General features: G+C 38.5%; 27 protein-coding genes and 1 riboswitch. Of the genes, 24 read left to right on the top strand and 3 right to left on the bottom strand.

What is annotated here, in order from left to right; all coding sequences use genetic code 11:
• Positions 1 to 25 precede the first annotated feature (25 nt).
• The 16 genes from ACYH0O_RS14615 (at position 26) to ACYH0O_RS14540 (ending at position 12761) form a co-directional block, all read left to right on the top strand.
• Entirely contained in the window at positions 26 to 409 is a 384-nt protein-coding gene (locus ACYH0O_RS14615; RefSeq protein WP_482629304.1) for a head-tail connector protein, read from the top strand.
• Positions 403 to 735 carry a putative minor capsid protein gene (locus ACYH0O_RS14610; protein WP_482629303.1) on the top strand — a complete coding sequence of 111 codons (333 nt, stop codon included), beginning with the start codon at positions 403 to 405 and terminating at the stop codon, positions 733 to 735. The genes ACYH0O_RS14615 and ACYH0O_RS14610 overlap by 7 nt, the downstream gene beginning before the upstream one ends.
• Positions 732 to 1079 (top strand): minor capsid protein, encoded by a 348-nt coding sequence (locus tag ACYH0O_RS14605; RefSeq protein WP_482629302.1) that lies wholly within the window; start codon positions 732 to 734, stop codon positions 1077 to 1079. The genes ACYH0O_RS14610 and ACYH0O_RS14605 overlap by 4 nt, the downstream gene beginning before the upstream one ends.
• 11 nt (positions 1080 to 1090) lie before the next feature.
• Complete coding sequence (locus tag ACYH0O_RS14600; RefSeq protein WP_482629301.1) at positions 1091 to 1489, top strand: phage tail terminator protein; 399 nt, start codon at positions 1091 to 1093, stop codon at positions 1487 to 1489.
• 15 nt (positions 1490 to 1504) lie between these two features.
• Positions 1505 to 1951, top strand: a complete 447-nt coding sequence (locus ACYH0O_RS14595; RefSeq protein ID WP_482629300.1) for a phage tail tube protein — start codon at positions 1505 to 1507, stop codon at positions 1949 to 1951.
• The gene (locus ACYH0O_RS14590) at positions 1881 to 2213 is read left to right on the top strand and encodes a fibronectin type III domain-containing protein (RefSeq protein WP_482629299.1); all 333 of its coding nucleotides are present in this window, start codon (positions 1881 to 1883) and stop codon (positions 2211 to 2213) included. The genes ACYH0O_RS14595 and ACYH0O_RS14590 overlap by 71 nt, the downstream gene beginning before the upstream one ends.
• 24 nt (positions 2214 to 2237) lie before the next feature.
• Positions 2238 to 2621: a hypothetical protein gene (locus ACYH0O_RS14585; protein WP_482629298.1), complete on the top strand. Its 384-nt coding sequence runs from the start codon at positions 2238 to 2240 to the stop codon at positions 2619 to 2621.
• Positions 2622 to 2626: 5 nt separating this feature from the next.
• Positions 2627 to 3256 carry a Gp15 family bacteriophage protein gene (locus ACYH0O_RS14580; RefSeq protein ID WP_482629297.1) on the top strand — a complete coding sequence of 210 codons (630 nt, stop codon included), beginning with the start codon at positions 2627 to 2629 and terminating at the stop codon, positions 3254 to 3256.
• Between the two features lie 9 nt (positions 3257 to 3265).
• Positions 3266 to 5545, top strand: a complete 2280-nt coding sequence (locus tag ACYH0O_RS14575; protein WP_482629296.1) for a phage tail tape measure protein — start codon at positions 3266 to 3268, stop codon at positions 5543 to 5545.
• Positions 5542 to 7023, top strand: a complete 1482-nt coding sequence (locus tag ACYH0O_RS14570; protein ID WP_482629295.1) for a distal tail protein Dit — start codon at positions 5542 to 5544, stop codon at positions 7021 to 7023. The genes ACYH0O_RS14575 and ACYH0O_RS14570 overlap by 4 nt, the downstream gene beginning before the upstream one ends.
• 4 nt (positions 7024 to 7027) lie before the next feature.
• A complete protein-coding gene (locus tag ACYH0O_RS14565) occupies positions 7028 to 9817 on the top strand; it encodes a phage tail spike protein (RefSeq protein WP_482629294.1) in 2790 nt (929 codons plus the stop codon).
• A complete protein-coding gene (locus ACYH0O_RS14560; protein WP_482629293.1) occupies positions 9817 to 10122 on the top strand; it encodes a hypothetical protein in 306 nt (101 codons plus the stop codon). Before ACYH0O_RS14565 ends, ACYH0O_RS14560 begins: the two co-directional genes overlap by 1 nt.
• 36 nt (positions 10123 to 10158) lie before the next feature.
• Positions 10159 to 10557, top strand: coding sequence for a phage holin family protein (locus tag ACYH0O_RS14555; RefSeq protein ID WP_482629292.1), 399 nt, complete (start codon positions 10159 to 10161; stop codon positions 10555 to 10557).
• Positions 10558 to 10603: 46 nt separating this feature from the next.
• Positions 10604 to 10768 (top strand): hypothetical protein, encoded by a 165-nt coding sequence (locus tag ACYH0O_RS14550; protein ID WP_482629291.1) that lies wholly within the window; start codon positions 10604 to 10606, stop codon positions 10766 to 10768.
• A 1-nt stretch (position 10769) separates the two neighbouring features.
• Positions 10770 to 11936, top strand: a complete 1167-nt coding sequence (locus ACYH0O_RS14545) for an N-acetylmuramoyl-L-alanine amidase family protein (protein WP_482629290.1) — start codon at positions 10770 to 10772, stop codon at positions 11934 to 11936.
• A gap of 87 nt (positions 11937 to 12023) precedes the next feature.
• Positions 12024 to 12761, top strand: a complete 738-nt coding sequence (locus ACYH0O_RS14540; protein ID WP_482629289.1) for a hypothetical protein — start codon at positions 12024 to 12026, stop codon at positions 12759 to 12761.
• A gap of 657 nt (positions 12762 to 13418) precedes the next feature.
• Here the strand turns inward: ACYH0O_RS14540 and ACYH0O_RS14535 are convergent.
• Positions 13419 to 13631, bottom strand: coding sequence for a hypothetical protein (locus ACYH0O_RS14535; protein WP_482629288.1), 213 nt, complete (start codon positions 13629 to 13631; stop codon positions 13419 to 13421).
• On the bottom strand, positions 13628 to 13810 hold the full coding sequence (locus tag ACYH0O_RS14530; RefSeq protein WP_482629287.1) for a hypothetical protein: 183 nt from the start codon (positions 13808 to 13810) through the stop codon (positions 13628 to 13630). The genes ACYH0O_RS14535 and ACYH0O_RS14530 overlap by 4 nt, the downstream gene beginning before the upstream one ends.
• 339 nt (positions 13811 to 14149) lie before the next feature.
• Here ACYH0O_RS14530 and ACYH0O_RS14525 point away from each other — a divergent pair, with 339 nt between their 5' ends.
• From ACYH0O_RS14525 to ACYH0O_RS14490, 8 genes are all read left to right on the top strand, one after another.
• The gene (locus ACYH0O_RS14525; protein WP_482629286.1) at positions 14150 to 15418 is read left to right on the top strand and encodes a hypothetical protein; all 1269 of its coding nucleotides are present in this window, start codon (positions 14150 to 14152) and stop codon (positions 15416 to 15418) included.
• Positions 15419 to 15732: 314 nt separating this feature from the next.
• Positions 15733 to 15876: riboswitch (FMN riboswitch) on the top strand.
• Positions 15877 to 16069: 193 nt separating this feature from the next.
• A complete protein-coding gene (gene ribD, locus ACYH0O_RS14520) occupies positions 16070 to 17137 on the top strand; it encodes a bifunctional diaminohydroxyphosphoribosylaminopyrimidine deaminase/5-amino-6-(5-phosphoribosylamino)uracil reductase RibD (RefSeq protein WP_482632577.1) in 1068 nt (355 codons plus the stop codon).
• 24 nt (positions 17138 to 17161) lie between these two features.
• A complete protein-coding gene (ribE, locus tag ACYH0O_RS14515; RefSeq protein WP_482629285.1) occupies positions 17162 to 17818 on the top strand; it encodes a riboflavin synthase in 657 nt (218 codons plus the stop codon).
• Between the two features lie 17 nt (positions 17819 to 17835).
• Positions 17836 to 19029, top strand: coding sequence for a bifunctional 3,4-dihydroxy-2-butanone-4-phosphate synthase/GTP cyclohydrolase II (locus ACYH0O_RS14510; RefSeq protein ID WP_149156800.1), 1194 nt, complete (start codon positions 17836 to 17838; stop codon positions 19027 to 19029).
• Between the two features lie 12 nt (positions 19030 to 19041).
• Positions 19042 to 19512, top strand: a complete 471-nt coding sequence (ribH, locus tag ACYH0O_RS14505) for a 6,7-dimethyl-8-ribityllumazine synthase (protein WP_149156799.1) — start codon at positions 19042 to 19044, stop codon at positions 19510 to 19512.
• A 288-nt stretch (positions 19513 to 19800) separates the two neighbouring features.
• Positions 19801 to 21090 (top strand): NCS2 family permease, encoded by a 1290-nt coding sequence (locus tag ACYH0O_RS14500; protein ID WP_482629284.1) that lies wholly within the window; start codon positions 19801 to 19803, stop codon positions 21088 to 21090.
• A 289-nt stretch (positions 21091 to 21379) separates the two neighbouring features.
• Positions 21380 to 21703 carry a hypothetical protein gene (locus tag ACYH0O_RS14495; protein ID WP_482629283.1) on the top strand — a complete coding sequence of 108 codons (324 nt, stop codon included), beginning with the start codon at positions 21380 to 21382 and terminating at the stop codon, positions 21701 to 21703.
• Positions 21704 to 21883: 180 nt separating this feature from the next.
• On the top strand, positions 21884 to 22228 hold the full coding sequence (locus ACYH0O_RS14490; protein ID WP_482629282.1) for a hypothetical protein: 345 nt from the start codon (positions 21884 to 21886) through the stop codon (positions 22226 to 22228).
• Here ACYH0O_RS14490 and ACYH0O_RS14485 read toward each other — a convergent pair whose 3' ends face one another.
• The gene (locus ACYH0O_RS14485) at positions 22229 to 22525 is read right to left on the bottom strand and encodes a hypothetical protein (protein WP_482629281.1); all 297 of its coding nucleotides are present in this window, start codon (positions 22523 to 22525) and stop codon (positions 22229 to 22231) included.
• Positions 22526 to 22605: the final 80 nt, after the last annotated feature.

Here is a 22605-nt window from a genome sequence, read left to right as displayed (position 1 = left end):
TCTTTGTATAAAGGGGGCTGATTAAATGCCTTACATTGATTACATGTATTACACAGACGAATATGAAGGGGTTTCGATTGATGAAACAACCTTCAATAAACTTGAAAAGAGAGCATCAAGTCAAATTGACAAACTGACACAATTCAGATTGCTTTCTACCTCATTAGATAACTATCCCGAAATGGTTCAGAATCAGGTCAAAATGGCCGTTGCTTCCCAAGTAGAGTATTTGCACCTTCAAGGCGGTGAAACAACCGTACACGATAAAAGCATTGCTTCAGGAAGCATCGGAAACTTCAGTTATACGGAAAAGGATTCCGGTGGGGGCGAAAACGGGAATGTTTCTTCTTCTGCTGCTGATCACCTTATTCCAACGGGCCTATTATATGCAGGTGTCGATACATGCTGAAGCCTATTCCAAAACGTCTACTGATCCATTCAGCAACCTATGAAGAACATTCAGATAGTGTCAGGTACGGGGAAACCTATCTCGATCCAGTGACATTAGAAAATGTACGGATTAATTTTGAAAGTAGTGTAAAAAGGCAGGATGACACTGAAAGCCAAAGCATAAAAGCGTTGATGTTCTTTGATTCCATCAATTCAAGCGCTTCAGGTGACTTTGAATTTAAGGAAAAGTCAAAAGTGACATTTAACGGAATTACGCTACATGTTCAGAAGGTCAATCCTCTATACACTACACGGATTCATCACTATGAGGTCGAACTTATATGATCAAATTCGATGTGAAGATTAATCTTGATGGGGTTGCTGCAAAGACGCAAAAGAAACTGAAGAAAGGCCAATTTGTCTTTGATGAGCAGGTTTTGAAGGACAGCAATTTTTTCATTCCTAAAGATACCGGGGAACTTGAAAGATCAGGGATCCGGTCTTCTAAAATAGGTGAAGGCCTTATCAAGTGGGACACTCCTTATGCAAGGAGCTTATATTACAATCCACAGTATGATTTTTCAGATGAATCAAACCCACATGCAGAAGGGTTATGGTATGAAGCTGCTAAAAGCATCTTTTTAAGCGATTGGATAAGGATCACAGAAAAGGCCGTAAATGAAGCATAGGAGGTGCTTGAATGGATTTAATTGATCGTTTAGCTGATTACTTGGAGGGAAACCTGGCTTTATTTTCACCCTTTACCGTTGATGTATTGAGGGAAGAAGATCAGACCCTGACGATCAGAAGAACACCTTCTTCACCTTCTAATGATAGATACCTTGACGAAAGCAGGAATGATGTGATTGCCTTTCAGATCCTTTCAAAACATATGGATCAGAAAACGGCCATTAATACCGTATACGAAATCTTGAAGGTGCTTGAAGGTTTGGAAGAAAACGAAATAATTTCACAAGATGGATCCTTTTTTTTTACAAAGTGTGATGTATATACGCACCCACTTCTAGTGGAACAAGATTCACGGGGTTCATATATTTATTCAGCTTTATTCAATGCTGAAATTTTTGTTCAAAATTAAGGAGGTTTTTTAAAAATGGCAGGATTCACTTTGCAATCAGATCACAGTTTTGAAATTGATACGGCACAGAGCGCTGATATAATGTCGGCCACTTTTTTTCCATTGGCTGCAGGTCTGAATACCTTTGATCCACAATGGAACGAAGAAATTGACCAAACGCAATATTTAGACGGTAACGGTTTTGCTTCTTCCGATGTGACAGGGGCGCAGCTTGTTATTTCTTTTGAAGGGCATAGAAAATATGGGGATGCTGCACAGGATTTCATAGCATCACTTCAAACGGCAATGGGTGAAGGAAGAAAGACAAACTTCCGATGGACTGAACCTGACGGGGGATCATTTGATGGATGGGTGACGGTTGCAAATATTGTTGGAGCTTCAGGTGCTGCCAATGAAAAGAGTACCTTCTCTTTTGAGATCCATTTCAATGGTGAACCTACCTATACACCTGCTACACCCTGATAATCCCTCAAACGTGATAAGCATCAATATAACAGCATCATCAGTGGATCTTGCTTGGGATGCCGTTACTTTCACGGAGGGAATCACATATAAAATTTACCGTGATGATGTTGAAATTGGAACTTCAGCCACAAATTCGTTCAGTGATTCAGGCCTTACGGTTTCCACTGAATACGAATATTATATAACAGCAGTTGCCGATGTTTCGGGAAATGAATCATGGCCAAGTGATACGGAAACAGTAACGACTTTAGCAGCTTAATCAAACAATAGGGGGATTATTAACATGGCAATTAAAATTGATGTTAAAAAGACTTATGAAGAAGTGGATATTTCAGGTGAAATTTACCGGATTGATCTTCATGATGATCAATTAAAGGCATACATGAAGGCTTTCGATAGATTCCGTGAAGAATCAAAGAAGTTGAACGATAAACCTTTTGAGAAAATGACGAATAAGGAACAGGAAAAGGCTGAAAAAGAAAACTATGACCTGATGGAAAAAATCACTGATTTGATCCTGGGAGAAGGTTCTTTCAGAAAGGTGTATGCTGATGTCGGCCGTTCCCTTATGGTTGTGGCCCATGTTCTTATTCAGCTTTCAACGGTTATTGAAACCCGGATGACTGATATGAAGGTCGATCAAAAAGCCTATTATACAGGCAAGTGATGTCCTTGAAACTTACAGATAGATTCACTGATGAAGCAGAGCATAAAGGCCTTTCTTTAAAACTGAATATGTCATTTGACAATATATTAAGGGTTATGGAACTTTTGAAGGATGATCTCTTTTCACAAGTCGAAAAAATCCCCATATTGTTTGAAATGCTTGTTAAAAATGCCAATGATTTCGATCTATCCATTGAGGATATGAACGGGGTCATTGGTTTTCTTTTTGATGAAGTACTGATGAACAAAAGTAAGTCAAAAACAGGGGAATCAGGGAAGAAATATCACGACTTAGATGAAGATGCGCATTTCATTTACGCTTCTTTCCTTCAGGCTTACGGAATGGATCTTTTTGATATGCAAGCGGTTCTTCATTGGAAGAAGTTCCTTTCACTTCTTGAAAACCTTCCTGACAATACGAAATTCAAAGAGGTTGTAAGCATCCGGGCGCAGGTTATCCCTGCACCTAACAGATATAACCAAGAAGAACGGAACAGAATCATCAAGCTGAAACGTATTTACAGGCTTGAAGGTGACGTTCCTTCAGTGGCTGAAGCTGATGCTGCTTTATCAGCAATATCGAATTCGTTGAAAAGATCTGCCAAACGGAATAGTCAAAGGAGAAAGAAAAGGTAGGTGAAATAGATGGCTGATGGTGCAATTGTCATTGATACGAAATTAGATGATAGTGGTGTCCGTAAAGGGATAGACAAACTAAGCGATAAAATGGGCGCTATCGGTAAAAGTGGTGAAAGAGCATCAAAAAAAGTAGAAAGTTCATTCTCTCAGACTTTTTCAAACTTAAAAGGTAAGATCAAAGAACTTTCCGATAGTTTAAAGGATACAGGTGAAGCGATTTCTCAATCTGTTTCCGTTCCCCTTGTCGGATTGGGTGCTGCAAGTATTGCTGCCGCCTCCAATGTAAGTGGCGCACAAACACAGATACAAAATTCATTGGGGTTGACGAAAAAAGATGCCGAAGAACTAACGGAAACGGCAAAAAACATATATAAAAATGGGTTCGGTGAAAGTCTTGATGAAGTAACTACTGCCCTTTTAGACGTAAAGCAGAACATTCAGAATATAGACGGTGAAGAACTTGAAGATGCTACAAAAAGCGCATTGAATTTAGCGAATACCTTTGATTCTGATGTAAATGAAGTCGCAAGGGCCGGGGATAATCTTATATCGGGATTTGGTATATCATCTCAAAAAGCATTTGATCTTTTGGCAAAGGGTGCGCAGAACGGATTGAACTTTTCGGATGAATTGTTTGACAACATTTCCGAATATGCACCTTTATTTTCTGAAGCCGGATTTTCTGCTGAAGAATACTTTCAACTATTGCAACAGGGCGCAGATGCCGGGGTTTATAACCTTGATTTTGTGAACGATGCCATTAAAGAGTTTCAGGTTCGGTTGAAAGACGGGTCAAAAACAACGTCTGATGCACTCGGTGAACTAAGCGAAGGAACCCAAGATGTATGGAAATCGTACCTTGAAGGAAAAGCAACAGTGAAAGATGTTCACAATGCAGTTGTGGATGAATTAAAAGGCATGGATGATCAAACAAAGGCCAATCAGCTTGGGGTTGATCTTTACGGGACAAAGTTTGAAGATCTTGGGTCAGAGGCCGTGTATGCACTAGGTGACATAGAAGGCGGTGTCAAAGATGTTGACGGAACAATGTCCGAACTGAACAAAAATGTTGAAGAATCACTTGGGGCTAAGTGGAAACAATTCACTCGTGAAGCAATTATTGCCCTTGAACCTTTAGGGAGGATTCTTTTAGATTTTGCCGTTCAGATAATGCCATACGTCACAGAAGCCATTCAGACGGTTTCCGATGCCTTTGAAGGTTTGTCACCTACTATGAAGTTAATTGTTACCGGTATAGGCTTGATTGCTGCAGCAATTGGGCCTTTATTAGTGGTATTTGGATTGATAATAGGACCGATCACGAATGTTATCGGTGTCTTACTTAAACTAGCACCCTTATTCAAATTTATCCGCATTGCCATGTTAGCCCTTACAGGCCCGGTAGGAATCATTATTCAAATCGTGATATTCCTTGCATTGATCATTTATAAATATTGGGATGAGATAAAGGCCTTTACTATCCAATTATTTCAGGAAATAGGTTCATTCCTTTCTTCTTTTTGGGAGGGAACGAAAAACGTATTTAATTCAACGGTTCAATTTTTGAAAGACTTAATTACAAATTCCTGGAATTATGTGCAAGACAAAACATCTTCAATTTACAATTCAATGAAATCTACCATTCAAAATATTTGGTCATCCATTAAAAACAGTGTAGTAAATACCGTTTCAAGTATAAAATCAACTGTTTCTGATAAATTCCAAGAAATGAAAAACGCAGTACGGGATAAATTAGTTTCATTGCGTGATGCAGTCAAAGAAATTTGGGGAAGGGTGAAGGAATTTTTCACCAGTATCAACTTATACGACATTGGAAAGGACATCATTCAGGGCCTTATTGATGGCCTATGGGGGAAGTTCACGGATTTAATTAGTGCAGCTTCAGACATTGCAAATAGCATTTCTGAAAAGATCCGGGGCGCTTTAGACACCCATTCACCCTCTAGGGTAACGATGCAGATCGGTAGTGATACAACAGAAGGACTTGAAGTAGGTATGAACGAAAGAGCGAAGAATCTTGAAAAATCTGCTGAAGATATTGCGAAAATTGCGGTAGGTGGAATAAGAAGTCAGACAAGCCCATCCAATTTCGGATCAGGTGGATCAAACTACACGGATAATAGTCAATACCTTGTCACCCTAGAATACAAAGGCGGTTCAGGTCAAACAAGAAGGGATCTGCTTGAAATGGTGGATATGATTGATAGAGAACTAGAATACAGAAAACGGATCAATGCAAGGGCAAAAGGGGTGATTTTAACATGATAACGTTTGACGGGTATTATCTTCCTGATGTCATTCCGGGATTAAGGGTTGAGAAAATAAGAAGGGATATACTACCCCAAAGAATCGTTAATACCATAAATATCCCGGCCCGTATGGGTGCGTACTTCTTAAATGTGAAGAATGATGTTAGGACTTATACGGCTCAAATATCAATATCAGGAGTCGATATTGAAGACATAGGCAACAAGAAAACCATCTTAGCGCAGATATTGAATAAGGAAAAACTCGTCCCCGTTGTATTTAAACATGAAAACTTTAAAACATATATGACGGTTGCAGTGGATAATACAGAATTAGACGAAAAAGAAGTTATTGCAAAGGGGAATATAACATTCCTTATTCCTGATCCGGTTGGGAAAGGGGATCTCATTTCAATCCCTGAAGTTACTGCAAGTAGTATTCAAACCCTTACAAACCCTTCAAATAGTCCTGTTTATCCAATATTCAGGGTTAATTTTAATACAGATGCTCAATATTTCAGTGTAATCAGCCCTGATGGATTTGTCCTTATCGGAAATCCTGCCGGGGTTGAGCAGGTCACGAAGAAACCATTGGAAATGGTCTTAAATGATACATGTGGAGATTTAACACCGTGGACTACTACCGGGATTCAGCTTGACTATGCAAGCGCAGTGAATGCCGGAACGATGGCCGTTGTCAGTGATCCTGTTCAGACGAACGGGTTTAAATTCCAACCTTCTGATTATGGGGATTCTGAAACATATCCTGACAAATGGCACGGCCCGGCAATCAGAAGATCATTACCTGAAACGATCCAAGACTTTAGGGTTGAAGCATCGGTTCAAATGAAATCGAGTGATCCTGAAACAGGAAGGCTTGAAATTATATTTTTCAACGCTTCAAACGTTTCTCTTTTCAAAATGGTTATTTGGGATCGGTATCAAGGAAGCGAATTAAACACAGGGCATATTTACGCAGGGAACATACAAGAACAACATGAATTAATAAGTTCATGGGGGCCTAAAAAATACGATTGGAATCAATTTCACGGTAAGCTAGTTATCAGAAGAACCGGGAATTTGTGGGAAGCTGCTATTGTCCAGACTGACAATTTAGGAAGATATAAGTATGCTACACAGATTTATAGAAGGTTGACGCTGAATGGGAGTTTTACAGAACCCGTGGCAAGTATGCAGATTCATATGTCAACATACGGTGATCACCCTGCTGCCGATATGTCAGTCAGGGATTTAAGAATCCAAAGAATCAATACAATTTTAGAAGAAGAAGTTTCCACTTTGTTTGAAGCAGGTGATGAATTGGTCATCGACCATGAAAAAGGGGCATGCTTTTTGAATGGTGAATATTTTAATCAGCACCTTGATCCAGGTACTAATTTTTTTAACCTTGTACCGGGTGATACGCAAATAGCAGCCACTACAACAGATGCGCCAAATACTACGGTGAAAACAGAGTATACGGAAAGGTGGATTTAACTGAATGATATTTGTACTTAATAAAAGTGAACAGGTTGTCGCGACATTGATCAATGATGTTCCTGATGCCTGCCCTTATTATGGGGATAATTTAAAGGAACGTCTTGATGACGCTTATCTTGCTTATGATTATTTCATTCCGGCTGATCACCCTGATTCAAAATATTTGGAAGAAGATGGTTATTTTATCCGCAAAGGATTGGATGATCATCTTCTTTTATTTCAGATCACTAGGGTTGAGGAAGTCAGGGAAGAATCAGGCTTAAAAAAATATATATATGGTGAATATTCGTGGGAAGAACTAAATAAAACGACAATCAGGCCCGGAAATTATGAAGCAAGAACGGCTGAAGGCGCTTTGAATGATGCCCTTATTGACACCCGTTGGGAAGTAGGAACGGTTGAATGGTTGGGTACGAACGATTTTGAATTCACTCAACATACAACTGCCCTCGCTTTTGTTCAAGAAATAAAGAATGTTTTTGGTGGAGAATTAAACTTCAAGGTTGAAATGGCGGACGGTAAAATAACCAGAAGATACGTGGAATTGTTAGAAAAGCGTGGAGAAGATAACGGTAAGTTTTTCACAGCTGAAAAGGATCTCGTCGGTGTAAAGAGAATCAGTGATAGGTCAACAATATTTACGGCTTTAATTGGTGTGGGAAGTGGAGATTCAGAAGGGAACTATACAACCTTTATAAATGAAGTCAGATCCATTGCGAATGGTGATGATTTCGATAAACCTGCCGGACAAGACTGGGTCGGTGATTCTGAAGCCCTCAAAAGATGGGGGAATGCAGATAGTGATGGAAACCTTAAACATCTTACAGGGTGGTTTGAATACGATACCGAAGCACCCGGAACTTTACTTGATAAAACATGGGAGAATCTGCAAAAGATTAAAAACGGGTTATTAAATTATGAAGTCGAAGTTGCCCTTCTTGAAAATATTGAAGGGTATGAACATGAAAAAGTACGGTTAGGTGATACTGTATTAGTTCAAGATCTTGCTTTTGATCCTCCATTAATGGTAGAAGCCCGTGTTCTTGAAATGAACACTTCTTTTGTTGATCCTAGTGAAAGTAAGGTCATTTTTGGTCAGTTCTTGCCTGCTATCTCAAACGCTGATGAAAACATCAAAAGTATACAATCAACCCTTCTGAAAAATGAAAAGATTTGGGCTGAAGGTGGCAGCTTATATACATGGATTAAATACGCTGACGATGAAACGGGAAATGGAATAAGCGATTCCCCAACAAATAAAACATATATCGGATTTGCTTACAACAAGCAGACAGATACAGAATCAAACGATCCTGCTGATTACGAATGGGCTAAACTCGAAGGTAATCAGGGGATTCCCGGCCCTGACGGTGAAGATGGACAAAGCCTTTATACATGGATAAAATACGCAAATGATGCTTCAGGTTTCGGAATTAGCGATTCCCCTGATGGAAAAAGTTATGTAGGGATTTCATATAACAATTCAGTTCAAACGGAATCAAACGATCCTATTGATTACGAATGGGCGAAAATTGAGGGGCCTGAAGGGCCGGAGGGTATTCAAGGGCCTTCAGGAAGTGACGGGGAAACCTTTTATACATGGATTAAATATGCTGATGATGCGCAAGGTAACGGTATTTCGGATCTACCTGATGGAAAAGAATTTATAGGTATCTCCTATAACAATACCAGCAGCATTGAAAGTTCTGATCCTGCTGATTATACTTGGGCTAAAATTCAAGGAGATCAGGGGATTCCGGGAGATCCGGGTGAAGATGGTCAATCGCTTTATACATGGATAAAGTACGCTGATGATGATCAAGGAACGAACATAAGCGATTCACCAACAGGAAAAGAATATTTAGGTATTGCCTATAACAAAACGGTTTCCACTGAATCGACAAATCCTGCTGATTACACATGGTCTAAAATTGAAGGCCCAAAAGGGGAAACTGGGGATACCGGACCTGCCGGAAATGACGGGCAAGATGGCGATACCTTTTATACTTGGTTCAAGTATGCAGATGATGCAAGTGGAACGGGATTAACCGATAACCCTTCAGGAAAGGAATATTTGGGTGTAGCTTACAACAAATTGACACCAACAGAATCGACAAATCCTGCTGATTATACTTGGTCTAAAATCGTTGGTCCTCAAGGCCCGAATATCGTTGATAGCAATACCCAAATTGCTGCTGATGTGATCAAATCCAATCATATAGAAGTATCTAGCCTTGCTGCTATTTCCGCAAACTTAGGAACGGTTACGGCCGGAAATATAACTTCAGATTCCTTTATTGATGTTGGAACAGATGTTTCAATTGGATCGCAATTGTATATTTCCCCCGGTGGTCCAAGAGGTGGCGGTTCTATCAATTTCAAAGATTCTGATGGATCCACGGCTGCTGATATTTCGCTTGATCATATATCAGATAATTTATATATAGGCACAAAACCGGGTTTTCTTGTTTCTGCCAGTGATATTGAAGCCCGTACTGCCCTTTATGCTCGGGAATTGAAATCCACGGAAAGACCTGCCGGGTTCTGTGGAGTTGGAGGAACGTCAGCTTCAACGACAACGGCATCTGTTGCAGGAGTGGCCGTTGGATTCAATATGACTGCGCCGGTTGTTCCGTCCAGTATCACATTAACTGAATCATCAAGTACCACCTCTCCAAATGTTACGGATATAACCTTATGGGGATTTTGGTTATATGTTGAAGGGAACGGAATTTCAGGATCTTATCGTTATTGGAGGGGAACTTATAACAATCCCGGGGGGGTAGGATAATGATAAAAGAAGTGAGAAATAATCAGTTAACTAACACTTGTGAAACATGCGGACAAGAAAACAAGATTGATGTTAATAGAAAAGTTCAGCTGTTTCTTCCTGAATTTGGACAGTACGAAAATCTTGTTGTTGAATGCCAAAACACTGAATGCAAAAGTATTGAAGTCTTCAACATGAACATTCCTATTAATGATACTGACGAGCCATTTGAAACGGGAGATTTGCCTGTTGAAGAAGAAGTACAAAGGTATTATTTACGGTTGTTAATACGGGGAATTCGAGAAGATTTTAAGCCCAGTCGATAGGGCTTTTTATTTTGTTTAAAAGGGAGAGAGTAATTATTGGAAAGAGTAGATGTATTTTTTAAATTAGTTTCAACATTTTCAGGAGCACTTGTTGGCTATTTGTTTGGGGGATGGAGTTTATTGCTACAGATTTTACTTGCTTTCGTCATCATAGATTATGTAACAGGTTTACTTGCAAGCGGTGTAGAGGGCAAGTTAAGCAGCAAAATTGGTTTTAAAGGGATAGCTAAAAAGCTAATGATCTTTTGTTTAGTAGCAGTAGGTCACTTAGTGGATAAGGCAATTGGGGATGGTAGCATGATTCAAAATGCGATCATCTTTTTTTATTTGGGAAATGAACTTCTATCCATTTTAGAAAATGCGGGACGGACAGGTATACCTGTACCAGAACAAATCAAAAACGCAGTAGTCATTTTGCAAGGTAAAGGGAAATAAGCTGCCCTTTTGGGTGGCTTTTAATTTTTATAAAGGAGAGGTTCATATGTCTTATGCATTTGAAAAAATTCCTCAGTTGGCCCGAGTGGAAAAACACGAATGTGCGGGATCGATTAAAAGAGAACGTTCTGAAAAAACAAAAATCGATGAAAAAATAAGGCTCTCTATCCGGAAGGCTTTTTCATATATCAAAGTAGGAGGGAGAGATTGAATTGAATAAGGCATCAGATTATTTAATCGCATTAGATGATGGACATGGAATTAGAACAGCTGGGAAGCGTACACCATATATTGAATCACTTGGCAGGCAGATCCGAGAGAACGAATTCAATGCAGCTGTAACGTATTTTCTAAAGGAAGAACTTGAACGCTGCGGTTTCCGGACGCTTCTCACTGCACCAACTGATTACGACACTCCATTGACGATGAGAACCAACCTGGCTAATTCCATGGGAGCAGATGCCCTGTTATCAAATCATTTCAATGCATTCGATGGGGACTTTGATGGACCAGGTAAAGATCCTGAAGGAATGTCCATTCACATCTATCCAGGAGCTAAAAACGGTCGGAGACTTGCTGAGCATGTGGCCAAGTATTTGAAACAAGGAACGATACAGAAGTACCGCGGTATCGTGCAGCAAAACCTTCACATGACAAGAGAGTTTAATCGTGCTGCCATCCTCATCGAAAATGGATTTATGGATAACGAAAGAGAAGCACTTTTGATGATTAACGAAGATTATCAACGTGAATGTGCCAGAGAGCAAGCACAGGGCATCTGTGAATACTTTGGAGTACCTTATGTGCATGCGGGTGTGAAAGAACCTGAAAAGACGGTCAATCCGCCGAAAACGGAAGTGAAAGGCGAATATGTATCAAGTGATGTAGTAGGAAGAAGAGTCGAAAGCATCTACAGAGGTTCTGAAGGACTGGACTTCTACAGCAAGCCGACATTTAACGATGATTACCGTGCCGGCACGCTGAAATTCGGATATGGCTTCCCGACAATCCTTAGAAAATTGAAGGTAGAAGGTGCGTACATGTACGAAGTGAAAAACTCTCGTGGGCACAAATATTATGTAACTGCTGCAGAAGAGTACGTGAAAGTGGAAATTGTAGATTCCAAGGAGAAACCAAAGAAAAGTGGTCTGAAAGCTATTGGTGAGATTGAAATCGTCAATGTATCTTCAGCTGCCATCATCCAGGACCAACCGGATCGAAACCGTTCTAAAAATCTAGGAACGATCAGAAAGGGAAAAACGATTAAGGTAACTGGATCCGTAAGAGGGGAAAATAGTGATTCGGGTTACTGGGAAGTAATCCATGATGGTGATCTTGCATATGTCACAGGTGAGTTCGGAGAATATAAATCGTATTAATGCAAAGTTTTAGCCCTTCTCTTATTGAAAAGGGCTTTATTATTTTTAGCATAGTGATTATTATAAGATTGATAGGAGAGGATATTATTGGATAATATTATTTTTGCTATTTTGTTTATTATTCCAGGATTAATGGTTAGAAATATAGAAAAAAGGCTTTTCCCGAAAACTAAAGAACCAGATGTTGCTTTTATTAAACAATATAATTTTTTTATCGATAGTACTTTTATTTATTTTATAGGTTTAGCCGCCTATTCATTTTTTCATGACTCATTAGCGAGTAGAGTGATTAGAGATTATGAATTAAATGGTATATTCTTAGATGATCAAACAATAAAAATTTTTATAATCTACTTTATTTATTCTATTGTGATATGTATTCCTTATTCAATATTGAAGAGAAGTATAACAAATCAATTGTTTCTTTCAATATCGAACTTTGCAAGAACTAAAAAGAAAATGCCATTTGAGACAGAGTTTTCAAGCGTTTGGGATGAACTCTTTGAAAATCCCAAAGCCCCAATAAAAGACAATCAAATTGTAATTCTAGTAAAAGATAATACGGTCATTTCTCAAGGTTATATTAAGCGTTTTTCTCCTCCTCATTTAACAAGGAGAGAATTTTTATTAGAGAATACTTCGGTGGTCAGGTCATTTCTTGATTATGATGATAGTTGCAAATCAGACGATGATAAACTACTAAATGTTGTTAATATGGAATACTATGACACCCAGACTGGAATTACTATTAAATTTATTGATTCAACAAAAATAACTAAATATCTAAGTAACGATAAAGAAAAAGATAATCGACCTATTTCTTAGGTGGAGGTGGAGTATTTATCTCGATTCTTGGTGCACTGCCAGGCTGCGGTCCTCTAGTGCCTGGTTCATTTCTTATGTCGGGACTTTTTGGTGTAGAAACAATTATATTTGAAGGTTTGTTCATATTTATCTCCTTGAAATTGAATTAACAATTAGTAGTTTATCATCCTTATTATCATAAAAGAAAAATAATGGTAGATAAACCCTAGATATATTTATACTTAATTCTCGAGGAATAGAGGTGCCAACAAATGTATGTATTGCCTAGTGAATATACTCCTTATTAAGGGTTAAACTAAATTTACAGCATAATTGACAAGCTGGCTACAAACAAAAAGCCCCCACCGATCTGCTCCTAACTTAGTTAGAGGGGGCTTTTGTTTTATTTGAGGTGATGGAAATGAATTACGAACAAAAAATCAAGGAATTAGAAGATAAAATAACTCCCTCATAATTAATGCGAAAAATATGTTCGTGTAGAATAATCTGCCTGAAATCGGTAAAGAATGATATATATCACCTAGTACAAACCTTCATAGGCTTTCCTTAATGCCCTCTTCTTAATGGAGAGGGTATTATTTTTATTGTGAATATAATTATCAATGTTGAAACATAATATGATTCCACCATCACCCTAATGGTTCAACTGGAAATCCCTTATTCTCTACGAGTAGGGGCTATCTTTTTAGTTATATCCTCATTGTTCACCGTTACTTTCTCAATGACCATATCTCTATATCCATATTGCTTACGCTCATCATATATCCATTTCTGTATGCGTTCCTCTAACTTATGTTTACCTCTAAATTCATTAAACTGAATTACTCCTGTTCCTTCCACTCTCACCCTTAACTCAACAGTGTAAATCATTTTTTCTTCAACCTAAGTACTTCATCGAGTATTTCAATATCATCTACAACACCCACAACAGCATTCCAGAAGTCATCTTTAGTAGATTTTTCATCATCAGTCATTAATCCAATGCTTAACACTTTCTTTTTTACATCACCTAAGTGTGATTTGACTGTTAATAATGTAATGTCATCCATCTTTTTCACTCCCTTATATAATGCTGCTCTATTTTAATGATCTTAGATGAGACTGCTTAGGACATATGAAAGTGGAAGAAAACAAATTGAATTTTGTAAAGGAGGTAAATAAGTAAGAGACTCGTAATTGATTTTAACTATATAGATACTTGTAATTTTTAGTATTACCAATGTTAATGGAATCTTCCTTGGATATTCGTTATTTAATATTGTAGGCTTTATAAATCTCTTTCCAAAAAATATAATAATTTTATGGTAAAATTTTCACGTGATTAATTTAATCCCGATAATGGGCAATTGGTTATATAATTTAATTTGAAGGGGGGAATTTGCAAGAATATGTATAATATTGTTGGGGTTATAAACAAAATTAGGTGGATTAAAAAAAGAAAAGATTATATCAATGAGCTAATTGATATAATTGAAAATAGTAATGAGTATCAAAAATATTTAAGTGAAGTTGAAGGTTATAGCAAAAAAGAAGAAAATAGAAGAACATGGGAATGTTTGTACTTTGATACTTACGATAACAGACTTATGAATAAGCTTGTTAAAAACTTTAGTTATTTAAATAAAGAAAAGTACTTAGTGAAACTATATTATAAGTCCAAAAAGCTCAAGAATTTAAATTATTTTAACCTTCAATATACAGGTATAGGAACATCTAGATTAGCAGAAATTGAATTTCTAAATGATAAATATATAAAAGAAATATCAATATTATTTACACAAGTTAATAACAATCAGGCAGTAATTCAATATACAATTCATTTTAAAAAAATTATGGATAATACAATGCTACTTGATTTTATTAAAGATAATAAAAGATACCTTTTAAATAAAAGTTTTATTGGCTGGTACGAATTAAAGAGAAATAAAAATAACATATATTTTGATAATGTGCAAAGACAATTTAATGAACTTGTAAAATGGGCAATCCAGTCAAAACTTATGGAAGTAGCAAAATTAAACTATGGAGTGAAATATAAATTACCTTCATTAATGGTAGTTAATTATCCTAAAGGTATGTATTCAAAAGAAGAATTAAGAAATATCTTTTTAGGGACCACTTATGAAATCAGAGATGGTGAACAACATATAATAGTTGACTTAACTGAAGAAGATGGAATTGATATGGAGCTGTATTTTTCAGGGACCTCCTATTCACCAATATCATTTATAGACCTATTAAGTAATTACAGAATGAACTTTTATTATTTTTTATTCGATAAAATAGAGCTTAAAGAGTTAAATATAAAAATGAATAAGTATTTTAATGAAATGAAGAGTAATATCTCTTCAAAAGATTATAAGTGGCTAGTAAATAGAATACGAGCTATCAATGATAACAAGCTTCATGAAAATCAAGGCATACTTAATAAAAGTAAGGAGTTGGAGTGGAAAGCTTTTTATGGTGGTGACAAAATAAAGATAGATTTTCTCGAAAATGAGTATACGACTAAATATGATACTATATATTCACAGTGTCTAGAACATATTAAAATATTGTATGCTGTAGGAAAAGAGAATTTTATAATTAAAATTGCAACTTGGACATTAATTGCTACTTTAATTAGTATAGGAGTCACAATTATAATCACGGTATAAATTTACATGGATGATACTTGACCAGATCAAAATAAGAAAAACGCAAAAATATTATAGATAATTTTTATATCCGATCCTAATAATTAATCCATAGTTACTAAGAAATTCATAACTTGTATAATTTATTTTTACATTTATCCCTACTTATATAAATGTTCAAAAGTAAGCAGGGAATACTGTGTAATGATTGTTGACGATTTGTTGACGTAAATGGTCAACAACGTTCATATTTAATCTGACTATAACCGAAAGTGTTCAGCAGAATGCTTGACAGAACAGGGTTATAACAAGGATAATCTAAAATAATCGAATAGGTAATCCTTCGGGGCAGGGTGAAATTCCCTACCGGCGGTGATGAGCGCATGCTTTTAGTCCGTGACCCGGCTAATGAAAATTAGACGGTGGATTTGGTGAAATTCCAAAGCCGACAGTGATAGTCTGGATGGGAGAAGGAACGGCAGTATTTACTTGATGCAGACGAGAGAAGTCTATCAATTTTATGGGGATTATGTTTCCCAAAAAAGAAATCATGTGAATACTTTATTCAGTCATGCCAACTTCCCCCAAGTAAAAACTTACTTGGGGTTTATTATGTTTTTGAATAATAGTGAAAAAAGAAGGGAGGTAAAACGTTTGAACGATTTACAATATATGAAGCTTGCCCTCTCTATGGCAAAGACCACTCAAGGTCAAACATCACCAAATCCTGCCGTTGGAGCGGTTGTGGTAAAAAATGGAGAAGTCGTGGGGATGGGTGCGCACCTCAAAGCGGGAGAAGGTCACGCAGAGGTTCATGCCATAATGATGGCAGGAGACAAAGCGAAGGGAAGTGACGTATATGTCACACTGGAACCCTGTTCTCATTACGGAAAAACACCTCCCTGTTCACAACTGTTGATTTCAAGCGGGGTGAGGCGGGTCCATATTGCCAGCACAGATCCAAATCCCCTTGTCGCGGGGAGAGGAATTCAACAGTTGAGGAATGCAGGCATTGAAGTAATGGTTGGAGAGCTTGAAGAAGAAGCCCTCGAACTAAATAAGCACTTTTTCCATTTCATTCAATACGGCACGCCTTATGTAACCCTTAAGACAGCTGTTACATTAGACGGGAAAACAGCTTCAGCTTCAGGAGATAGCAAATGGATTACGTCAGAAGCTTCACGCACAGATGTCCACTATGATCGTCACCGGCATGACGCGATATTAGTTGGAGTAAATACCGTTATTCAGGACAACCCACACCTTACCACCCGTTTGCCCCAAGGTGGAAAAAACCCCATTCGAATTATATTAGATACTTTTTTACGAACACCTCTCCATTCCCATGTAGTGGAAGACTCGGAAAGCAGGACGCTCATCTTCACGGGCAGTTCTGTCAATGAAGAACAGAAGAAGCCCTATATGGAATCAGGCTGTGAAATCATCACCCTTTCAGAGGAAAGGATAGACATTCACACAGTATTAAAAGAACTGGGTGCCCGTAATATCGGATCCCTTTATGTAGAAGGTGGATCTACTATCCATTCCTCCTTTTTAATGGGAAAAGCCTTTCAGGAATTGGTTATGTACATGTCTCCCAAGCTTGTAGGCGGAAGCTCTGCCTTCACCAGTTTTGGAGGGGAAGGTCTCCCGACCATTGCAGAAGGTCTTGAAATGGAGATTAAGAGTCTAGAACGATTAGGAAAGGACATTAAAATTGTTGCTATGCCTGAGAGTTAACCTTTTTTGAAAGGAGGAAAGAGGATGTTTACTGGAATCATTGAAGAAATCGGTTCAATTGAACGCATGAAAAAATCCTCCTCATCCATGGAACTGACGATAATAGCGGACCGCATTCTGGAAGACGTTCATATTGGAGATAGCATCAGTGTGAATGGTGTTTGTTTAACCGTCACTTCATTCAGCTCCAGGCAATTTCAAGTGGACGTTATGCCTGAAACCTTTGAAGGCACAACGCTCAGAAACCTGTCCCATGGTTCTAAAGTGAACCTGGAGAGGGCGATGGCTGCAAATGGTCGTTTTGGTGGCCATTTCGTTAACGGGCATGTCGATGGAGTAGGGACGATTGTTAGAGTAGAGAAAGTTGAAAATGCCTGGTATATGGACATTTCCATTCCGGGTAATCAGAGCCATTTATTTATTTTGAAGGGCTCTGTCGCAATAGACGGCACTTCCCTTACTGTGTTTGGTGTGAAAAATAATACCATTACGATCTCGTTGATTCCACAAACGAGAGGAGACACGGTTCTTGGTGAGAAGAAAGTAGGGGATCATGTCAATATTGAATGTGACGTAATGGCGAAATATTTTCATCGCTTCTATGAAGCAAAGGAACAGTCTAAGAGCAAATCAAGCAGCATCAGCTATGATTTTTTATCTCAAAATGGTTTCGCTGACTAATAGGGAGGGGTTGCCCCATGTTTAATAAGATTGAAGAAGCTCTGGAAGATTTACAAGCAGGTAAAGTCGTCATCGTTGTTGATGACGAAAACCGTGAGAATGAGGGAGACTTTATTGCCCTTACAGATAAAGCGACTCCAGAAGTCATTAATTTTATGGCTAAAGAAGGAAGAGGGTTGATTTGTGCCCCGATAACAGAGGAGCTTGCACAAAAACTAAAGCTTGCGCCCATGACGATGTCAAATACGGATCCTCATGGCACGGCCTTTACGATTTCTGTCGATCATAAATCCGCAACTACTGGAATTAGTGCATTTGAGCGATCGACCACCATACAGGAATTATTGAACCCGGTCTCAATGCCCGAGGACTTTAAAAGACCCGGTCACGTATTTCCCCTTGTCGCCAAAAAAGGCGGAGTACTAAAACGGGCAGGACATACAGAAGCCGCCATCGATTTGGCCGTTCTGTCAGGGGGACAACCATCAGGCGTCATTTGTGAAATCATGAATGAAGATGGCACGATGGCAAGAGTACCTGAATTAATGAAACTGGCTGATAAATGGGATCTTAAGATCATCTCCATTGAAGATTTGATCAGATACAGACGCAAAAAAGAAAAGCTTGTGACGAGAGAAGTGGAAATTGAACTTCCAACCGAATTCGGAAACTTCAAGGCGGTTGCTTACACAGAAAACCTTACAGGAAAAGAGCATATCGCACTTGTGAAAGGCGAGTGGTCCGAGGATGAAGATGTACTGGTCCGTGTTCACTCTGAATGTTTAACGGGAGATGTATTCGGGTCCAATCGCTGTGATTGTGGACCGCAGCTTGCCACAGCACTGACTCAAATTGAAGAGCATGGAAAAGGTGTACTGCTTTATATGAGACAAGAAGGCCGTGGGATTGGTTTAATCAACAAATTGAAGGCCTATAAGCTCCAGGAAGAAGGCTATGACACCGTTGAAGCTAATCAAAAACTGGGCTTTGGTGATGATTTGAGGGAATATGGAATCGGAGCACAGATACTGAGAGATTTAGGCATAACAAAGATGCGTCTACTAACCAATAATCCTAGAAAAATCGCCGGAATCAACGGGTACGGATTAGAAATCGCAGATCGAGTGCCGATCCAAATGCCGGCGAAATTCGAAAATGAGAAGTATTTAAAAACAAAGCATGCAAAGCTGGGACATTTACTTAAATTTTAGGAGGAAAATACAATGAAAACAATTTATGAAGGTAATTTAGTCGGATCAGGATTAAGGGTTGCCATTGTCGTTTCACGTTTCAATGAGTTCATCACATCTAAGCTTCTGGGTGGGGCGGAAGATGCATTAAAGCGCCACGGGGTTGAAGAAGGAAATGTTTCTGTCACTTGGGTTCCAGGTGCATTTGAAATTCCTATGATTGCCAAAAAACTTGCCCGTTCAGGGAACTATGATGCCGTTGTTACACTGGGAACGGTCATCCGCGGAGCAACCGCTCATTTTGAATACGTAAGCGGAGAGGTTGCAAAAGGAGTGGCCAATTTAAGCCTACAGGAAGAGGTACCCGTCATCTTTGGTGTCTTAACGACAGACACAATCGAGCAGGCCATCGAAAGAGCCGGCACAAAAGCAGGAAACAAAGGATGGGAAGCAGCGGTATCGGCCATTGAAATGGCCAATTTGATTCGTGAGATAGATAAGTAAAAATTTTCAACAAGCCAAGCCTCCTTTTTGGGAGGCTTGGCTTTTTACGAGGGACGGACCTGAGGAATATATGGATGAATTTGTAAAACGGCTGGATTTTTCACAAAAGACGAAGGATTTTTTCCCTTTTCGGCCGGTTTCCTGATGGAGAAAAAAAAACCTGCCACCTGTACCCACTAAAATACATGTTGGCAAACGTCAGACCTTTTGCTAGAATAGTATTTTGTGGCTCCCCTTATTATGGGAGGAGCGGGTAGGGAGAGGGCAGTTTTATAGGAAGATTATAATATGAAAGCACGTGGAGGTATTTTTCAGTTAAAGAATCACGGTACCACGATGAAGCAGGAGATGATGGCTGGAGCAATCGGTTATTTCACGATTGTGTACATCATCGCTGTGAATGCTTTAATTCTTTCTGAAGCTGGAATTCCATTTGAAGGAGCGGTTATGGCAACCATTCTTGCCTCCTTCGTTGGGTGTTTGGTGATGGCCTTTTGGGCAAATGCACCAATCCTTCTGGTTCCAGGCATGGGAATTAATGCGATGTTTACGTTTACACTCGTAAAATCATCCGGCTTAACGTGGCAGGAAGCTTTAGCTGTTGTAGTGATTTCAGGAATACTCTTTATGATCATTGCATTTACAAAGCTTTCAAAAGTATTATCTGAAGCCATACCCAAAACATTAAAAGAAGCCATCACTGTAGGATTAGGGATGTTTTTAATGTTTATCGGTCTTGAAAAAGGCGGACTCATCCAAAGAGGAGAGAGCGCCATCATCATGATTGGTGATTTTGGGGAATTAAAGGTGTTGGCCACTGTGCTGACTTTCCTGGTGACGATATTTTTGTTTGTTCGAAATGTAAAAGGTCAATTTTTATGGAGTATTGCATTTGGAACCATGCTGGGATTCATCTTTGGAATCGAACCATCGATTCAGTCCAGTTCTTTCCAATTAAGTGAATACAGTCAGGTTTTCGGTCAAATATCCTTTAGTGCCATTTTGGAGATTCCGTTTTGGATAGCGGTTTTTTCTGTCACGATGGTGCTGGTATTTGAAAACATCGGTCTAGTTCATGGACATACGGATATGATCGATCAACCTCACAAATACTCTAAAGCGTTCCAGGCGAATGCATTTTCTGCCTTTACATCAGGATTCTTCGGAACGAGTCCGACGGTTTCAACTGTAGAAAGTGCTGCAGCCATGACAGCAGGTGGTCGTACGGGATTAACGAGTTTGACTACTGGAGTATTATTCTTGGGATCTGTGTTGTTTATTCCGTATTTAAAGTGGATTCCAGATCATGCTATCGCCCCAATTCTCATTATCATTGGCGGCTTAATGATTCAAAATATACGACATATGGATCTTCGTGATTTAACAGAGGCATTTCCAGCCATTTTTATCATTGCGATGATTCCATTTACGTACAGTATCGCAGATGGAATTGCCATCGGTTTTATTCTTTATCCAATTTTAAAATTGGCTACAGGTAAAGCGAGAGAAGTATCTTTTCCTCTATATATCATTGCTGCATTGTTCCTTATGAACTTTTTTGTTCATTCGATTCATTAATGCGGTAAACAACTCAAGTGGATTTGCTCATCATTACGATTGAAATCGTAATGATGACCTGTCTGCTTGAGTTTTTTTGTAAGCCATGCTTCATCAATTTCACAGAAAATCTATTAAGGGATAGAGTCCCTACCTACTTGAATCCCAAGGGAATTGTCGTGGAGATTTTGGAAAATGTAATTCCAAGTCCTGAAATCCTGAAGGTTTGCTTAGAGTTAAAGGAGTTGGTTATAAAATCGCTTTAGACGATTTTGTCTATAATGAATCGGATCCTAACTACTAAAAATTAATGAAAATTGCGGATTATGTAAAGGTTGATTTTCTTCATACAACGGACACTAACCGGGGAACTATTGAAGTTTTCGCTAATTTGCTTGGGTACAAGCTCCTGGCAGAAAAAGTAGAGACAGAGGAACAATATGAAGAAGCAAGGGGAAATGGATACCATTTCTTTCAAGGGTATTTCTTTAGTAAACCAAAAAGCATTCCTACCCATGATGTACCTACATATTTTCATTCCTATTATTCAATTATTCAAAGCCTGGAAATGACGGAACCGAACATTGTTGTGATTAGTCGATTGATTGAACAGGATCTTTCTTTGTCGTATTAACTTTTAAAATTAATCAATTCACCATCTTACCGACCTAAGCATAAAATTCATTCTATTATTGTTCTATTGGGTCTTCTGGAAATTAAACGATGGATTTATGTTTTAGCTGTCAGGGAACAGGTTGGTAAAAGGAAGCAATTAGAAAACGAAGTTATTACATTATCTTTAACGAGGGCAAAAATGTGTAAGTTGCCGGCAGAGAAGCACAATCGCGGTTCAATGAAGTCGAGCTATTTCCTTACGGATATGTTTTCATTAATGGAAACGATATTTTCTATGCCAATTGAAGTAATTCTGAATGAATTACCTTTGAATGATGAAATCTGTAATGCATTAACGGGTGCCTCAAACGAGTTCAAAGACATTCTGGAGCTGGTTATTTTGTTTGAAAAAGCTGACTGGACAGCAATCGAAATAAAAATGGCCGAACTGAAGTTAAACAAAGGAGATGTGATGGAATACTATCAAACATCATGTAAATGGATAAGAGACCTCTTACATCATGAAATAGCAGAGATCAGTTAGTTACCAAACAGGTTTATATTCCCCTGGAGTCAGATATTTTCTTTGGGGCTTTATATACCTCTTCAATTCAATTAGAAGTAATCGTTGGAGGTGCTTAGAAGATATTTGTCGGGATACATCTTTAGGAAAAGGATAAATGCCGATTTGATTGAAACGCACACGAAAGAGACCTTCATGTAAAAGGTCTTTTTTGTCATTCAGAATATGGGTCAATACAATCACATCCCGGGAATGGAATTCGTCACACGCTTCTGCTACCTCTTGAACTTGAAACCGAAAAGTATACTCATCCTTCATGATCATCACCCATCTCATTGTCTCTAAATGGCCGAAGAAATTCAACTAATAAGTTTTCTACAAGTCACACCAGGAGGATT

This window comes from Rossellomorea sp. H136, from assembly GCF_056838065.1.
The sequence above is the reverse complement of the archived record's forward strand: the minus strand, read 5'-3'. Positions and strand labels throughout refer to the sequence as shown.

Bases quoted from the DNA above. Each gene is read 5' to 3' on its own strand.
- ACYH0O_RS14615 (WP_482629304.1), top strand. From the start codon at position 26: ATGCCTTACATTGATTACATGTATTACACAGACGAATATGAAGGGGTT.
- ACYH0O_RS14610 (WP_482629303.1), top strand. From the start codon at position 403: ATGCTGAAGCCTATTCCAAAACGTCTACTGATCCATTCAGCAACCTAT.
- ACYH0O_RS14605 (WP_482629302.1), top strand. From the start codon at position 732: ATGATCAAATTCGATGTGAAGATTAATCTTGATGGGGTTGCTGCAAAG.
- ACYH0O_RS14600 (WP_482629301.1), top strand. From the start codon at position 1,091: ATGGATTTAATTGATCGTTTAGCTGATTACTTGGAGGGAAACCTGGCT.
- ACYH0O_RS14595 (WP_482629300.1), top strand. From the start codon at position 1,505: ATGGCAGGATTCACTTTGCAATCAGATCACAGTTTTGAAATTGATACG.
- ACYH0O_RS14590 (WP_482629299.1), top strand. From the start codon at position 1,881: ATGAAAAGAGTACCTTCTCTTTTGAGATCCATTTCAATGGTGAACCTA.
- ACYH0O_RS14585 (WP_482629298.1), top strand. From the start codon at position 2,238: ATGGCAATTAAAATTGATGTTAAAAAGACTTATGAAGAAGTGGATATT.
- ACYH0O_RS14575 (WP_482629296.1), top strand. From the start codon at position 3,266: ATGGCTGATGGTGCAATTGTCATTGATACGAAATTAGATGATAGTGGT.
- ACYH0O_RS14570 (WP_482629295.1), top strand. From the start codon at position 5,542: ATGATAACGTTTGACGGGTATTATCTTCCTGATGTCATTCCGGGATTA.
- ACYH0O_RS14565 (WP_482629294.1), top strand. From the start codon at position 7,028: ATGATATTTGTACTTAATAAAAGTGAACAGGTTGTCGCGACATTGATC.
- ACYH0O_RS14560 (WP_482629293.1), top strand. From the start codon at position 9,817: ATGATAAAAGAAGTGAGAAATAATCAGTTAACTAACACTTGTGAAACA.
- ACYH0O_RS14550 (WP_482629291.1), top strand. From the start codon at position 10,604: ATGTCTTATGCATTTGAAAAAATTCCTCAGTTGGCCCGAGTGGAAAAA.
- ACYH0O_RS14535 (WP_482629288.1), bottom strand. From the start codon at position 13,631: ATGATTTACACTGTTGAGTTAAGGGTGAGAGTGGAAGGAACAGGAGTA.
- ACYH0O_RS14530 (WP_482629287.1), bottom strand. From the start codon at position 13,810: ATGGATGACATTACATTATTAACAGTCAAATCACACTTAGGTGATGTA.
- ACYH0O_RS14525 (WP_482629286.1), top strand. From the start codon at position 14,150: ATGTATAATATTGTTGGGGTTATAAACAAAATTAGGTGGATTAAAAAA.
- ribD (WP_482632577.1), top strand. From the start codon at position 16,070: ATGAAGCTTGCCCTCTCTATGGCAAAGACCACTCAAGGTCAAACATCA.
- ribE (WP_482629285.1), top strand. From the start codon at position 17,162: ATGTTTACTGGAATCATTGAAGAAATCGGTTCAATTGAACGCATGAAA.
- ACYH0O_RS14510 (WP_149156800.1), top strand. From the start codon at position 17,836: ATGTTTAATAAGATTGAAGAAGCTCTGGAAGATTTACAAGCAGGTAAA.
- ribH (WP_149156799.1), top strand. From the start codon at position 19,042: ATGAAAACAATTTATGAAGGTAATTTAGTCGGATCAGGATTAAGGGTT.
- ACYH0O_RS14500 (WP_482629284.1), top strand. From the start codon at position 19,801: ATGAAAGCACGTGGAGGTATTTTTCAGTTAAAGAATCACGGTACCACG.
- ACYH0O_RS14495 (WP_482629283.1), top strand. From the start codon at position 21,380: ATGAAAATTGCGGATTATGTAAAGGTTGATTTTCTTCATACAACGGAC.
- ACYH0O_RS14490 (WP_482629282.1), top strand. From the start codon at position 21,884: ATGTGTAAGTTGCCGGCAGAGAAGCACAATCGCGGTTCAATGAAGTCG.
- ACYH0O_RS14485 (WP_482629281.1), bottom strand. From the start codon at position 22,525: ATGAAGGATGAGTATACTTTTCGGTTTCAAGTTCAAGAGGTAGCAGAA.